The organism is Mangrovibacter yixingensis, assembly GCF_020523985.1.
Classification (GTDB): Bacteria; Pseudomonadota; Gammaproteobacteria; order Enterobacterales; family Enterobacteriaceae; genus Mangrovibacter; species Mangrovibacter yixingensis.
In genome coordinates this window covers 235,650-249,699 of the sequence record NZ_JAIVKM010000006.1, presented here as the reverse complement: position 1 = coordinate 249,699, position 14,050 = coordinate 235,650, and the positions used below count along the sequence as shown (strand labels likewise).

Genomic DNA, 14,050 nt, shown 5'->3' with positions numbered 1-14,050 from the left:
TGAGGCGAATGACCATGACACGCAGCGCATTACTGAATATCGATACCCAATGTTCCTTTTTCCAGCGTGATTTCTGGGAGGACAGCCATTTTGCTGATTTTTCCCGGAACATGAATATGCTGATTTCGGGTTGTACTGAACGCCAAATTCCGGTGGTAGATATTTTCCATGTCGATGAAAGCGGGCCATTCTCAATTAAGTCCGGTTTTGTCACACCGATGCCGTTTCTAACCCATAAACCCGCCGCAACTTTTCATAAACATGTGCATAATGCATTTACTGATACCGGGCTGGATAACTGGCTGCGTCGCCAGAATATTGGCCATGTGATTATCTGTGGTATGCGAACTGAACAGTGCTGTGAAACCACGGCCCGAGTAGCATCTGACCTTGGGTACCAGGTGACATTTGTCAGTGAAGCTACTCTGACATTTGCTATGACGTGGCAAGGGGTTACGCTGAGCAGCGATGTGTTACACCACCGAACTGAAACGGTGTTAACCGGCCGGTTTGCCACCATCAGCACCGTTGAACAGTGCCTGGCGGGTTTAACCAGGCAAGAGTGAGGGTAACTATGGCAGTGGATGTCTGGTTTGTGGTGCTACCTGGGGTGCTGGCTTTGGATTTAACTGGCCCGGCTGAAACCTTTGGGCTGGCGGGGGAAGCGTTCCGTTTGCACTATATCGGGCCGCAACCTGAAGTAGTCAGTTCCATTGGGCTGACACTGGGCGGTATTGCGCCATTGCCAGATACCCTGCCGCCTGGCAGCTTACTGGTGATACCCGGTGTGGCAGATTCGTCCCGCAATTTTTCTACCCCAGAGGCTGAACAAGTGCGCCGTTGGCTGACTCGCCAGCAACCGGCTATTCATCACCAGCAATTAGCGCTGTTATGTATTTGTTCCGGGGCATTAATGGCAGCCAGAGCCGGGTTATTGCACCAGCGCCAGTGCACCACTCACCATGATGTTATTGCGCGCCTGAAGCAGGCGGCACCGGATGCACAGGTTAAAACTAACCGGATTTTTGTTGTTGACCGGGGTGTCTGGACCAGTGCCGGAATTACCTCGGGTATTGATGTAAGCCTGCATTTAATCAGCCACCTGTGTGGCCCGCATCAGGCGTTGGAAGTCGCCCGTGAAATGGTGGTGTGGTTCCGGCGCGCCGGAGATGACCCACAACTTTCGCCCTGGTTGCGTTACCGCAACCACCTTCACCCGGCACTGCACCTGGCACAAGATTTATTGTCTTCAGCCCCTCAACAAGCCTGGTCGGTTTCCATTCTTGCGGAACAGGTTCATGTCAGCGCCCGCCATCTTGCGCGTTTATTTCATGAACACCTTGGCGTTACCGTGCGGGATTATATTGAACAATTACGCCTGGCGTTGGCAGATCAATACCTGCGCCAGGGGTTGCATGGTGAGCAGGTGGCGCTTAAGGCGGGTTTTTCGTCCCGCCGCCAATGGCAGCGGGCATTACTCCGTGTACCGGCTAACTCACCCACCGCTTACGGTCCACCCACTGAGTAACGGTTGCCAGAACCAGGCTGCCAGCCAGTGTCGCACTGAATATCCACAGCATGTCCAGCAGTGGATAACGGGTTATTTCGATATCCCGTGTGCGCAGAAAATGGATGAAAAAGGCGTGGAAACCATAAATACCCAGTGAATAGCGTGCAATGGTAGCAAGGCCAGGCACCGGGCCGCTGCTCAGGGTATTTTTTACCAGAATAAACAGGCTAATTGCGGCAAGCAGCACCAGCGGGCTGGCATAACGATACCAGGTGTCTGCGAAATCGCCATGAGTATGTAAGGCATGTTGTGTCCCTTTAATAATCCCGACGACGCAGGCGATAAAACCTGCCAGTGCCAGCAAGGTAACCCAACCCCGTTCAGTTTGTACCTGCCCGAGCGAATAACCCAGCACACCGTACAAAATGTAGTAGAACACATCTCCCTGAATATAGAGGTCGACAGGCAACAGGCGGGTATGCCAGCCATAAACGGACAGCATATTCGGGTTGGCAATAACACCTAGCACGGCAACCAGCAGAATCAGCACTGGTGCACTGACTTGCCGGGCGTTGATTAATGGAGACATCAGGTAAATCACGAACAGCGCGTAGAAAAACCATAAGTGATAGAACACGGGCTTTTGTAGAATATGCAGCCATGCCTGCCAGGCGTTAATGCGCGTGAGTGTGCTCATATAAAGAAGCGCAATGGCGCTGTAAAACACCAGGCACAAAAACAGGCGGGCAATATGCCTTGGTTGGGCGCTGCGTTCACCAAAGAACAGGTAACCCGAAATCATAAAAAATAACGGCACACATACCCTTGATGCAGAGTTCAGAACATTCGCGACATCCCAGGTCATCATGCTGACTTTATCTACATTGGTGAGATACCAGGTTGTGGTGTGAATAACAATAACCATCAGGCAGGCAATACCGCGCAAGTTGTCAATCCAGGCGACTTTTTGATTCATCCGGTCCTCAGTTTCTATGCATGTAGAGCCAGTGTGTTGGTTGAGGTGGGCTTTGCCTCCAGGAAAAAACCGAGTTTCTGGTGCAAGTCTTGCATCAGCCAACATCGCCCTGCAAACTGATAAGTTATTACTAACATATTGATGTGACTGGGTAGAAAACCCAGCCCGCGGCTAACTGTACCTAACGTTCCGGTATTTGCATGGTGGTATGCGGCGCGTCACACGCAAAAACATTTGATACAGAATTTATGATGATTGTTCCTTTTCGCTGGCATGTGGCAGGTTTGCTGCTGCCTGCTTGCCTGTTGTTAGCAGGATGCCAGAACGCCTCTCGCCCCCACCACACATCAGCTCGCCACTCTACGCCAGCTTCTGTAGAAGACATGACGTCACAGTGCCGTGACCAGGTAGCCTGGCGCTATAACACTCGGGTGGGTACTGTTACGTTCGATGCCCCGGAAGCCTTTCAGCGCAGCTATGAAATTCGTGGCGCTACCCAACGTCGTGAGCGTTTTACCTGCACCTTTGACGATACCGGAAAGTTTATGTCGTTATCTATGCGTTGATTGCGCAGTTAAGCAGGAAAAATGCGCATAAATGGTGTTATTTGCACGGCTCAAACGGTGTGTAAGGTTTTGTCGGAGGATTTGGGCTGTATATCTTGCGCCCAACGGGTATACTGACCGCTTCTTTATAAACCCACTCGTATCGCGTGCGAAATCAACATGCAAAAGTTTGATACCAGGACCTTTCAGGGCCTCATCCTTACATTACAGGATTACTGGGCTCGCCAGGGCTGTACCATTGTTCAACCGTTGGACATGGAAGTTGGTGCAGGCACTTCTCACCCAATGACTTGCCTGCGTGCACTGGGGCCAGAGCCCATTGCCGCCGCTTACGTACAGCCTTCTCGTCGCCCTACTGATGGGCGTTATGGCGAAAACCCGAACCGCTTACAGCACTATTATCAGTTCCAGGTGATAATCAAACCTTCACCGGACAACATTCAGGAACTCTACCTTGGCTCGCTGAAAGAGCTGGGTATGGATCCCACTATTCACGATATCCGCTTTGTTGAAGACAACTGGGAAAACCCGACACTGGGTGCCTGGGGGCTGGGCTGGGAAGTTTGGCTCAATGGGATGGAAGTGACTCAGTTCACTTACTTCCAACAAGTTGGCGGCCTTGAGTGTAAACCGGTTACTGGCGAAATCACTTACGGCCTGGAACGCCTGGCGATGTATATCCAGGGCGTTGACAGCGTATATGACCTGGTGTGGAGCGATGGCCCACTGGGGAAAACCACTTACGGCGATGTATTCCATCAGAACGAAGTAGAGCAATCTACCTACAACTTTGAATACGCTGATGTGGATTTCCTGTTCACCTGTTTTGAACAGTATGAAAAAGAAGCCCAGCAACTGCTGGCACTGGAAAAACCGCTGCCATTACCGGCCTATGAACGTATTCTTAAAGCGGCTCACAGCTTTAACTTGCTGGATGCCCGTAAGGCAATCTCGGTAACTGAGCGTCAGCGCTATATTCTGCGCATCCGTACCCTGACTAAAGCTGTGGCTGAAGCCTACTACGCTTCCCGTGAAGCGCTGGGTTTCCCTATGTGTAACAAGGACAAGTAAGAGGCTGCCATGTCTGAAAAAACCTTTCTGGTGGAACTTGGCACTGAAGAGCTGCCACCAAAAGCATTGCGCAGCCTGGCCGAGTCTTTTGCTGCGAATTTTACCGCTGAACTGGATGCGGCTAATTTAGCCCATGGCGAAGTTCAGTGGTTTGCTGCACCGCGTCGTCTGGCGCTGAAAGTATCTGCACTTGCTGCAACGCAACCTGATCGCGAGCTGGAAAAGCGTGGCCCGGCGATTGCTCAGGCTTTTGATGCCGAAGGTAAACCAAGTAAAGCCGCTGAAGGCTGGGCTCGGGGTTGCGGCATTACAGTGGATCAGGCTGAGCGCCTGGTGACTGATAAAGGTGAGTGGTTGTTATACCGTGCTCACGTGCAAGGCGAAACTGCCGAGAAGCTGTTGCCCGCTATGGTCAGCAATTCACTGTCTAAACTGCCGATTCCTAAACTGATGCGTTGGGGTGCTTCTGACGTGCAGTTTGTGCGCCCGGTACATACTCTTACGCTGCTGTTGGGCGATACCGTGGTGCCAGCCACCATTTTGGGTATCGACTCTGGCCGTGTGATTCGTGGTCACCGCTTTATGGGCGAGCCGGAATTCACCATTGATAATGCCGACCAGTATCCGCAAATTTTGCTGGAACGTGGCAAAGTCATGGCGGATTACGAGATGCGTAAAGCCAGAATTAAGCAAGATGCTCAGGCTGCAGCCAGCCAAATTGGTGGTAATGCCGATTTGAGCGAAAGCTTGCTGGAAGAAGTGGCTTCTCTGGTGGAATGGCCGGTAGTGCTGACCGCGAAGTTTGAAGAAAAATTCCTGGCGGTACCCGCTGAAGCGCTGGTTTACACCATGAAAGGCGACCAGAAGTATTTCCCGGTGTATGACAACGACGGGAAACTGTTGCCCAATTTCATTTTCGTGGCAAACATTGAATCCAAAGACCCGCAGCAAATTATCGCCGGTAACGAGAAGGTGGTTCGCCCTCGCCTGGCAGATGCGGAGTTCTTCTTCAATACTGACCGCAAAAAACGCCTTGAAGATAACCTGCCGCGCCTTGAAACCGTATTGTTCCAGAAACAACTGGGTACATTGCGTGACAAAACAGACCGCATTGAAGCGCTATCTGGCTGGATTGCCCGCCAAATTGGTGCCGATGTTACCCACGCTACTCGTGCGGGCTTGCTGTCCAAATGTGACCTGATGACCAACATGGTGTTCGAATTCACCGACACGCAAGGCGTTATGGGGATGCACTATGCACGCCATGACGGTGAAGCAGAAGACGTGGCCGTTGCTCTGAACGAGCAGTACATGCCGCGTTTTGCTGGTGATGACCTGCCTTCAAGCCTGGTTGCCTGTGCGGTGGCTATCGCCGACAAAATGGACACCCTGGCCGGTATCTTCGGTATTGGTCAGCACCCGAAAGGTGATAAAGACCCATTTGCTCTGCGCCGTGCTGCACTGGGCGTACTGCGTATTATCGTTGAGAAAAACTTGCCTCTTGACCTGCAAACCCTGGCAGAGGAAGCAGTGCGGTTGTATGGCGATAAGCTGACTAACGCGAAAGTGGTGGATGAAGTTATCGACTTTATGCTGGGCCGTTTCCGTACCTGGTACCAGGAAGAAGGCCATGCGGTTGATACCATTCAGGCTGTTCTGGCGCGCCGCCCGACACGCCCCGCTGATTTCGATGCCCGCATGAAAGCAGTTTCTCACTTCCGTACGTTGGACGCAGCACAAAGCCTGGCCGCGGCCAACAAGCGTGTGTCTAATATTCTGGCAAAATCCAACGAGACGCTGAATGAACGAGTGAATGCGTCGGTGTTGAAAGAAGACGAAGAAATTCGCCTGGCGATGCAGGTCACTGTATTGCGCGACAAGCTGGAACCGTATTTCGCAGAAGGTCGTTACCAGGATGCCCTGGTGGAACTGGCTGAACTGCGCGATACCGTTGACGCTTTCTTTGACAAGGTAATGGTTATGGATGAAGACCCAGCGCTTCGGGTTAACCGTTTGACACTGTTAGAGAAATTGCGCGAGCTTTTCCTGCAGGTTGCTGATATTTCCTTATTGCAGTAAGGTTCTGCTCTGCTAAAAATCAAAACCCGCCTCAAATGGCGGGTTTTTTTGTCACTGTATCAGGGGTTACAAGGAAAGATAAAAAAGTGCGGATTTATTGAAGCAAAGGGTTTTTTGCCTGAATCAGGCGCATTAATTTTAACTCTGTTGCGGAAGGTTGTGCCCGCCGCTCTTCCCACTCCTGCACATGGGCAAGAGTCACGCCCATTGCAGTGGCAAAGTCATCAAGTTTCAGGCCTGTCCCCTGACGTAATTGTTCATACTCAGAAAAAATGCTATTCGGGGTTGTCAGGTTGGCCTGCGGCATATCTTTAAAAATAATCTGCTCAAGGCTTGTCAGTAGTTCAGCTCCAGGGTCTTTTAATTCCATTGAGAACTCCTCAAATCTCACAGCGGAAATGGCATGCCTGTGGCACAGGGAATGAGCAAAAACAATGTGCATTTTCCGGGGCCGCATTTTTAATAATAGACGGAAAATTTCGCGCAACAGAACAATTCTTGAACGAAAAATGCGCCGTGGATTTGTGGCTTTCGGCGGGCCAGTTTTGCGAAGAAATTCGCCAGATTCATAAGGAAAGGCTATTAAGTGCGCGCCGACTGGACTATCCTTGTGTGCGTTGAATTTATGGTCGCGCTTGCGCGTTTTTCGGGTGTAAGGAGTAGAAAATGGCGACAGGAAAGTCCTGCTCTCGCTGGTTTGCGCCGTTTCTGGCGTTATTGATGGTGGTCAGTTTGAGTGGGTGTTTTGACAAAGAAGCTGATCAGCGTAAAGCATTCATTGATTTTCTGCAGAATACAGTGATGCGCAGTGGTGAGCATTTGCCCACGTTAACCACCGATCAGAAAAAACAGTTTGGCTCGTTTGTTTCTGATTATGCCATTCTGTATGGCTTCTCCCAACAAATGAACCAGGCAATGGATTCCGGTATTAAGCCCCTGGTGGACAGCATTAATGGGATTCGCTCACCGCAGGATTATATGACGAGCCGTGATACGTTACGCCAGATTAACGGTTCCCTAGGGGTATTAAGCCAGCAGGTCCAGAATGCCAAAATGCAGGCTGATTCAGCACGTTCTGGGTTGCAACTGGCGGATGACCTGAAGCCGGTATTTGACCAGGCTTACCAGAAGGTGGTGACTGCGCCGTCAAATGCGGTTACGCCACTGATTCCGGCAGCACAGGTATTGTCTCAGCAACTGGTGCAGGTAGGGGATTTTGTACAGCAGCAGGGCGATAAAGTGACTTTTGTGGCAGACGGTATTCAATTCCCAACCACAGAGCAAGCCAACCAGTACAACGCGCTGATTGGGCCGCTTACCGCACAACACCAGGCATTTAGCCAGGCTTACGCTAGCGCCATGAACACAATGCAGTAAACTCATTTTCCGCTCTGTGCCATAAACACAGAGCGGTTATTACCTGTTTCGCTTTCTTCAACCTTTCCTGGCAACAGCCGGATTCACACAGTTTTTCTCAACTTTTCCTTCCAGCGCATTAAGCAGATTTTCCACCGCCGTAGCTGCCATGTTGTAACGTGTTTCATGGGTTGCTGAGCCAATATGCGGCAGGGCAACAACATTTGGCATACTCAGAAGTGGAGAATCAACGGGCAGCGGTTCTTGCTCGAACACATCCAATCCGGCAGCGTGAATTTTGCCGTTTTTCAGGGCATCAATCAGCGCGGGTTCATCAATCACCGGGCCACGACCTGCATTGATCAGAATGGCTGAAGGTTTCATCAGCGCCAGTTTTTCTGCATTCAGCACATGGTATGTTTCATCGGTCAGCGGCAGAATGCTGCACACAAAATCCGCTTCGCTCAGCAGTGTATCCAGGTCACAGTAGCGGGCGCCAAAGCGCGATTCTGCTTCGGTGTGGTGGCGGCGAGCGTTATACAACACCGGCATACCAAACCCAAAGTGCGCGCGTTGTGCCAGCGCCATACCAATGCGACCCATGCCAATAATACCGATAGTTTTATGGTGCACATCCACGCCGTACCAGTCTGGCCCAATACTGCTGGTCCATTCACCTTTTTTTACCCGCTCAGCCACTTCCAGTGCTCTACGGGCTGTTGCCAGAATCAGTGTCATCAACGTGTCTGCCACGGTTTCTGTCAATTCGGTAGGGGTGTGCATGAGCAGGACATTGCGCTGAGTGAGGGCATCGACATCAAAGTTGTCGTAACCCACGGAAACGGTTGAAGCAGCGCGTAAAGCAGGCATGGCAGTTAACAGTGCTGCATCCACTTTTCCCCCCGCACCTAACAAACCTGCCGCGCTGGCAAAGGCATCCGCATTGGCCTGAACAGTTTCCGGGCTCAGGTTATTCACCTGGATAACGTCCACTTTTTCTTTCAGGCGGGCAACCAGGTTTTCGGGCAGTGTTTTATAGAGAATAATGGACGGCTTCATACAGGTCTCCGTAAATTCAACTGAATATTAACGGGCGGCAATTGCCGGCCACACGTTGTGATTTTGCCTGGAAAGGCTGATATGACATTACGATTCTACTACTAGAGTACAGTGTTTACTGAGCAGGAAAGTGCGAAAAAAGACAGATAATTACACTGTTTTTTGTGCAGGTGCCCATTTTGATGTGTTTATTCTTGGTGAGTGTTCTTGTTAACTGGCAGCAATAAAGGTAAAAACAGCATAACATAAGGGCAGATGAGCCACAGGAACCCGATAGCTCTACTCCTTTTTAACCCATTCAGGCAACGCAGACTGCTGGAAATAAGTGGTACAATGAATAGCCCGGTTAGAATTATTGACCAATAATCTCCAGATAATAAGAACAAATAGCTGAAGTACCAAGCGCATTGGAAAGATGCAGTTAATAGATACTCCAGTTTTGTATCTTTGCCATAACAATCAAGCGCCTGTGTATAAGCTTTAACTAATGTTCTTGGTATGTAATTCATAGATAACTTTTTTAATGATAAAATAGATAATACATCCGATTAAGCATAACAGAAAAACATTTCTATCGTATGTATTTAATACGATGTTATTTGATGGTGAGGATATAAGGTAACTAGCTACTTTAAATGTTAATGTTATGCTTAATATTAGAAGAATCACATTGCATGCTGTATTCACTATTGTAATTCTGAGCCTATTGCGTGATTCGATAGTGAATGTGATGAATGTGATGAATGTGATGAATGTGATGAATGTGATGAATGTGATGAATGCGAGTATAAAAATATTCCCCCATTTAACATTAATGATGTCAGAGCCAGGAAGCGGTATAATGGCAATCAATGATCCAGAGTAATCCAATTTGTAAATGAAGTTTTTAGTATCTTTTTACGACACATTTGCACCAAAGAGGTATTTAATTCTTTGCCATAAGGATATGTCACCTGCCTGAATTTTTATGCCATCCATGTAGAGATCTTGTTTAACCATAAGACGTATTACAGTTCTGTGTATTTGTATTGCTGACGGACTTATTTCACCAAAAGCTAACATTTCCGGTACTAAATTATCTCTCGGGAATAAGCGCTCAATGATGAAAAATATTTCGGTTGGCCTGGCGAGTGATATGTCCATCTTCCATTTCTTATATCAATATTCTTAAAACTCCATTTTTTCATGTTGTCAATGATAATGAAACTCTGGAAAATGGTAGGGCTAAAATAGAGGAGTGTCATTTTCTTTAAATAAGAATGTTCTTATTTATTGGCCGGGCTAATCTATAACCCGGACAATATGTGTTACTGCAGCGGCGACAACGTAATTTCTACCCGGCGGTTTTGGGCTTTACCTTGTTCGGTAGCGTTGCTGGCGACAGGGTTAGCCGGGCCCATACCAGAAGTGTGCACCCGGTTACCTGCAACACCCTGAGTAATCAGCGAACTACCAACGCTGTCTGCGCGTTGCTGTGACAAGCGCATATTCAGGTCGTGCCCGCCAGTGCTGTCGGTATAGCCCACCACATTAACGGCAGTTTTCGGGTACTCTTTCAGCACCATCGCGACACCCGTTAAGGTATTGGCCCCGGCAGGCTTCAGCACAGCGCTGCTGCTGTCAAAGGTGACATTATTGGGCATGTTCAGCACGATGTTATCGCCCTGGCGCGTTACACTCACCCCGGTTCCCTGCATTTTTTCCCGCAGCTTCGCTTCCTGGGCATCCATGTAGTAGCCAATGCCACCGCCTAATGCAGCACCGGCTGCCGCACCAATTAGCGCACCTTTACCCCGGTCGCTTTTTGAAGAAGACAGTACACCCACGCCAGCACCAACCAGCGAGCCAATACCTGCGCCAACGCCAGATTTTGCAGCCTGGCTTTCACCGGTATAAGGGTTTGTTGTACAACCAGAAATAACGAGTGTGGCGCATACTAAAGTCGCCAGCATAACCTTATGTTTTTGCATGTTATATCCTTATGCCGAAATTGAATTGTCGTAATGCGGATGGCGGTAGATTATGACGGCTTTACCGAAAGAAAATTTCGTTGAAAAGTCTGATTTTGTAAAATGCGCCAACAGAGCGCGGCAAAACAACAACACTTAACACCTGCAAAGATTCCGGAGCCCATTGTGGATAAAAAACGATACCAGGTACTGACAGCAGCCCACTGGGGGCCGGTATTGGTAGAAACTGATGGTGAAACCGTATTTTCGTCTCGCGGAGCACTCGACACGCCCCACGAAAATACGCTGCAAACCGTTGTTGCCGACCAGGTTCACAGCCCAACCCGTGTGCGTTACCCCATGGTGCGTAAGGGCTACCTGGCATCACCAGACAGCCCTCAGGGTGTGCGTGGGCAGGATGAATTTGTTCGGGTCAGCTGGGAAGATGCGCTGGCGCTGATTGACCGACAGCACCGCCGTATCCGCCAAACTTGGGGGGCTTCGTCAATTTTTGCGGGTTCATATGGCTGGCGCTCTAATGGCGTGATGCACAAAGCCGCCACACTGTTACAGCGCTATATGAGTCTGGCTGGCGGGTACACAGGGCATCTTGGCGATTACTCTACCGGGGCCGCTCAGGTGATCATGCCGTATGTCGTGGGTGGTAACGAAGTTTACCAGCAGCAAACCAGCTGGCCTTTGGTGCTGGAGCATAGCGATGTGGTGGTGATGTGGAGTGCCAACCCACTCAATACCCTGAAAATTGCCTGGAATGCCAGCGATGAGCAAGGCATGAAGTATTACGAGGCGCTGAAAAAGAGCGGCAAGCGCCTGATTTGTATTGACCCGATGCGTTCAGAAACCCTCGATTTCTTTGGCGAGCAGATGACCTGGCTGGCTCCGCATATGGGTACCGATGTCGCAATGATGTTAGGTATCGCCACAACATTGCTGGAAAATCAGTGGCATGACAGTGATTTTCTCGGCAAATACACCAGTGGGTTCGCGACTTTCCAGGATTACCTGTTGGGTGAGCAGGACGGCATTAGAAAAGACGCCGACTGGGCCGCGGAGATTTGTGGCATACCGGCGCACACGCTACGTGAACTGGCTGAGTTATTTAGCCACAACCGCACCATGCTGATGGCAGGGTGGGGCATGCAGCGCCAGCAATATGGTGAGCAGAAACACTGGATGCTGGTGACGCTGGCGGCCATGTTGGGGCAGATTGGCCTGCCAGGTGGTGGTTTTGGGTTGTCTTATCATTTTGCTAATGGCGGTAACCCAACCCGGCGTTCAGCCGTGCTGGCTTCCATGCAAGGGAGTGTGGCAGGCGGAATTGATGCGGTGGATAAAGTGCCGGTTGCCCGGATTGTCGAGGCACTGGAAAACCCCGGTGGCGCTTACCAGCACAATGGTGAAAACCGCATATTCCCGGACGTGAAAATGATTTGGTGGGCAGGTGGAGCCAATTTTACTCACCATCAGGACACCAACCGCCTGATTCGTGCCTGGCAAAAGCCCGAGCTTATTGTTATCTCGGAGTGTTTCTGGACGGGGGCTGCGAAGCATGCCGATATCGTGTTACCCGTTACCACAACCTACGAACGTAATGATATGACCATGACCGGGGATTACAGCCAGCAGCACCTGGTTCCCATGAAGCAGGTTGTCGCACCCCAATATGAAGCACGTGATGATTTCACTATTTTTGCCGACCTGAGCGAGTATTGGGAGAAAGGTGGAAAACAGCGCTTTACGGAAGGTAAAGATGAAATGGCCTGGCTGGAGACGTTTTATCAAATGGCAGCAACACGGGGAGCGGCAAACCAGGTAGCTCTGATCCCTTTTGCCACTTTCTGGGAGCAAAACCAGCTCATCGAAATGCCTGAAAACCCGGCGAACAGCCAGTTTGTGCGGTTTGGTGATTTCCGGGCAGACCCGCAGGCACATCCACTGAAAACCGAAACCGGTAAAATTGTGATTCATTCAGAGCGGATTGCCAGTTACGGTTACCCGGATTGCCCAGGGCACCCCACCTGGCTTGCACCTGATGAATGGCACGGCAATGCGCAACCGGAACAATTGCAGTTGTTGTCTGCCCACCCGGCTCATCGGTTGCACAGCCAGTTGAATTACAGCCGGTTGCGTGAGCGTTACCAGGTTGCCGGGCGGGAGCCTGTGACACTCAATGCCACTGATGCAGAAGCTCGCGGTATTCGCCATGGCGATGTGGTGCGGGTGTGGAATGATCGTGGGCAAGTGCTTGCTGGGGCGCATGTGACTGATGGCATTAAAGCTGGCGTAATTTGTATTCACCAGGGGGCCTGGCCAGATTTACAGAATGGGGAAGGCAGCCTGTGCAAGCACGGTGCAGTGAATGTGCTGACGAAAGATATTCCTTCGTCGCGCCTGGGGAATGGTTGTGCCGCGAATACATCACTGGTGTGGATGGAAAAATTTACTGGCGAGCTGCCAGTGGTGACGGCTTTTACCCCGCCTGCCAGCTCATGATCCAGGTGGGTTCCTGAGTATCGTCCTGCCAGGCGCTTTCAATAATACGAAAGCCCTGAGCATGGTAAAAACTCACTGCCCGGCTGTTTTTCTGGTATACCTCCAGGCTTAACAGCGGGTAGCGATTTTTAACGTGGCTGAGTAATTCTCGCCCAATCCCATGGCCTACTGAATGAGGCGCGATAAAAAGCGCCCCAATAAAGCGCGATTCCAGTACGCTGACAAAACCCTGTAACTCTCCCTGCTCATGGTAAACCCAGGTGGTGGCGTGGGGCAGGTAAATATCCCGGACAACAGGCACACTGGCCTGCCAGTAACTGACCGGAATAAATTCGTGGGCTGCCGTTGTGCTGGCAAGCCAGAGTGACAGCAGTTCAGGCATATCTCGTTTGCGACTGCGACGAATCATCTGCCAGCCCCTGAGTGGCAGGCGCAACCCACGACATGGTCATTCACCAGCCCGCAAGCTTGCATGAACGCATAGCAAATGGTCGAGCCAACAAATTTGAAACCCTTCTTCTTCAGTGCCTTAGACATCGCTTCCGATACAGGAGTGCTGGCAGGAACATCCGACAACGCAGCCGGGCTGTTAATCACTGGCTGGTGGTTCACAAAACCCCAGATAAAATCTGAAAATGACTCGCCATTTTGTTCCATTGCTACCCATGCTCGGGCATTGGTAATAATTGCTTCAATCTTGCCACGGTGGCGAATAATACCGGCATTTTGCAGCAGTTTTTCCACGTCATCTTCCTGCATTTGCGCGACTTTTCTTGGGGAAAACTGGTGGAACGCAGCGCGGTAATTCTCTCGCTTTTTCAATACGGTAATCCAGGACAACCCGGCCTGTTGCCCTTCAAGGCACAGCATTTCGAATAATTTTTCGCCTGATTTTTGCGGTATGCCCCATTCATTGTCATGATAATCAATATAAAGTGAATCCTGGGTAACCCAACCGCAACGTTGCATG

At 50.4% G+C, this 14,050-nt stretch carries 13 protein-coding genes; 7 read left to right on the top strand and 6 right to left on the bottom strand.

Features of this window, described 5'->3' with window-relative positions; all coding sequences use genetic code 11:
• Nucleotides 1-14 precede the first annotated feature (14 nt).
• The gene (locus LC084_RS18160) at nucleotides 15-566 is read left to right on the top strand and encodes an isochorismatase family protein (protein ID WP_226572699.1); all 552 of its coding nucleotides are present in this window, start codon (nucleotides 15-17) and stop codon (nucleotides 564-566) included.
• An 8-nt stretch (nucleotides 567-574) separates the two neighbouring features.
• Nucleotides 575-1,528 (top strand): GlxA family transcriptional regulator, encoded by a 954-nt coding sequence (locus tag LC084_RS18155; RefSeq protein WP_226572631.1) that lies wholly within the window; start codon nucleotides 575-577, stop codon nucleotides 1,526-1,528.
• Here the strand turns inward: LC084_RS18155 and LC084_RS18150 are convergent.
• Nucleotides 1,491-2,486 carry an acyltransferase gene (locus LC084_RS18150; protein ID WP_226572629.1) on the bottom strand — a complete coding sequence of 332 codons (996 nt, stop codon included), beginning with the start codon at nucleotides 2,484-2,486 and terminating at the stop codon, nucleotides 1,491-1,493. The two genes, LC084_RS18155 and LC084_RS18150, sit on opposite strands and share 38 nt — an antisense overlap.
• 248 nt (nucleotides 2,487-2,734) lie before the next feature.
• On the opposite strand from LC084_RS18150, the gene LC084_RS18145 reads away from it, so the two are divergent.
• From LC084_RS18145 to glyS, 3 genes are all read left to right on the top strand, one after another.
• On the top strand, nucleotides 2,735-3,052 hold the full coding sequence (locus tag LC084_RS18145) for a YsaB family lipoprotein (protein WP_226572625.1): 318 nt from the start codon (nucleotides 2,735-2,737) through the stop codon (nucleotides 3,050-3,052).
• 159 nt (nucleotides 3,053-3,211) lie between these two features.
• Nucleotides 3,212-4,123, top strand: a complete 912-nt coding sequence (gene glyQ, locus LC084_RS18140; protein WP_036107088.1) for a glycine--tRNA ligase subunit alpha — start codon at nucleotides 3,212-3,214, stop codon at nucleotides 4,121-4,123.
• Nucleotides 4,124-4,132: 9 nt separating this feature from the next.
• Entirely contained in the window at nucleotides 4,133-6,202 is a 2,070-nt protein-coding gene (glyS, locus tag LC084_RS18135; RefSeq protein ID WP_226572623.1) for a glycine--tRNA ligase subunit beta, read from the top strand.
• Nucleotides 6,203-6,296: 94 nt separating this feature from the next.
• Here glyS and LC084_RS18130 read toward each other — a convergent pair whose 3' ends face one another.
• Nucleotides 6,297-6,572 (bottom strand): HTH-type transcriptional regulator, encoded by a 276-nt coding sequence (locus LC084_RS18130; protein ID WP_226572621.1) that lies wholly within the window; start codon nucleotides 6,570-6,572, stop codon nucleotides 6,297-6,299.
• A gap of 296 nt (nucleotides 6,573-6,868) precedes the next feature.
• Here LC084_RS18130 and LC084_RS18125 point away from each other — a divergent pair, with 296 nt between their 5' ends.
• The gene (locus tag LC084_RS18125; RefSeq protein ID WP_226572618.1) at nucleotides 6,869-7,579 is read left to right on the top strand and encodes a DUF3053 domain-containing protein; all 711 of its coding nucleotides are present in this window, start codon (nucleotides 6,869-6,871) and stop codon (nucleotides 7,577-7,579) included.
• A 57-nt stretch (nucleotides 7,580-7,636) separates the two neighbouring features.
• Here the strand turns inward: LC084_RS18125 and ghrB are convergent, their stop codons facing one another.
• Nucleotides 7,637-8,617 carry a glyoxylate/hydroxypyruvate reductase GhrB gene (ghrB, locus tag LC084_RS18120; protein ID WP_226572616.1) on the bottom strand — a complete coding sequence of 327 codons (981 nt, stop codon included), beginning with the start codon at nucleotides 8,615-8,617 and terminating at the stop codon, nucleotides 7,637-7,639.
• 1,307 nt (nucleotides 8,618-9,924) lie between these two features.
• A complete protein-coding gene (locus tag LC084_RS18115; protein WP_226572615.1) occupies nucleotides 9,925-10,587 on the bottom strand; it encodes an OmpA family lipoprotein in 663 nt (220 codons plus the stop codon).
• Between the two features lie 165 nt (nucleotides 10,588-10,752).
• Here LC084_RS18115 and LC084_RS18110 point away from each other — a divergent pair, with 165 nt between their 5' ends.
• On the top strand, nucleotides 10,753-13,080 hold the full coding sequence (locus LC084_RS18110; protein WP_226572614.1) for a molybdopterin guanine dinucleotide-containing S/N-oxide reductase: 2,328 nt from the start codon (nucleotides 10,753-10,755) through the stop codon (nucleotides 13,078-13,080).
• Here the strand turns inward: LC084_RS18110 and LC084_RS18105 are convergent.
• Complete coding sequence (locus LC084_RS18105; protein ID WP_226572613.1) at nucleotides 13,058-13,489, bottom strand: N-acetyltransferase; 432 nt, start codon at nucleotides 13,487-13,489, stop codon at nucleotides 13,058-13,060. The genes LC084_RS18110 and LC084_RS18105 overlap by 23 nt on opposite strands.
• Nucleotides 13,486-14,049, bottom strand: a complete 564-nt coding sequence (tag, locus tag LC084_RS18100) for a DNA-3-methyladenine glycosylase I (RefSeq protein ID WP_226572612.1) — start codon at nucleotides 14,047-14,049, stop codon at nucleotides 13,486-13,488. The genes LC084_RS18105 and tag overlap by 4 nt, the downstream gene beginning before the upstream one ends.
• Between the last annotated feature and the right edge of the window lies 1 nt (nucleotide 14,050).

Coding starts and splice junctions, on each gene's coding strand:
- LC084_RS18160 (WP_226572699.1), top strand. CDS start 15: ATGACACGCAGCGCATTACTGAATATCGATACCCAATGTTCCTTTTTC.
- LC084_RS18155 (WP_226572631.1), top strand. CDS start 575: ATGGCAGTGGATGTCTGGTTTGTGGTGCTACCTGGGGTGCTGGCTTTG.
- LC084_RS18150 (WP_226572629.1), bottom strand. CDS start 2,486: ATGAATCAAAAAGTCGCCTGGATTGACAACTTGCGCGGTATTGCCTGC.
- LC084_RS18145 (WP_226572625.1), top strand. CDS start 2,735: ATGATGATTGTTCCTTTTCGCTGGCATGTGGCAGGTTTGCTGCTGCCT.
- glyQ (WP_036107088.1), top strand. CDS start 3,212: ATGCAAAAGTTTGATACCAGGACCTTTCAGGGCCTCATCCTTACATTA.
- glyS (WP_226572623.1), top strand. CDS start 4,133: ATGTCTGAAAAAACCTTTCTGGTGGAACTTGGCACTGAAGAGCTGCCA.
- LC084_RS18130 (WP_226572621.1), bottom strand. CDS start 6,572: ATGGAATTAAAAGACCCTGGAGCTGAACTACTGACAAGCCTTGAGCAG.
- LC084_RS18125 (WP_226572618.1), top strand. CDS start 6,869: ATGGCGACAGGAAAGTCCTGCTCTCGCTGGTTTGCGCCGTTTCTGGCG.
- ghrB (WP_226572616.1), bottom strand. CDS start 8,617: ATGAAGCCGTCCATTATTCTCTATAAAACACTGCCCGAAAACCTGGTT.
- LC084_RS18115 (WP_226572615.1), bottom strand. CDS start 10,587: ATGCAAAAACATAAGGTTATGCTGGCGACTTTAGTATGCGCCACACTC.
- LC084_RS18105 (WP_226572613.1), bottom strand. CDS start 13,489: ATGATTCGTCGCAGTCGCAAACGAGATATGCCTGAACTGCTGTCACTC.
- tag (WP_226572612.1), bottom strand. CDS start 14,049: ATGCAACGTTGCGGTTGGGTTACCCAGGATTCACTTTATATTGATTAT.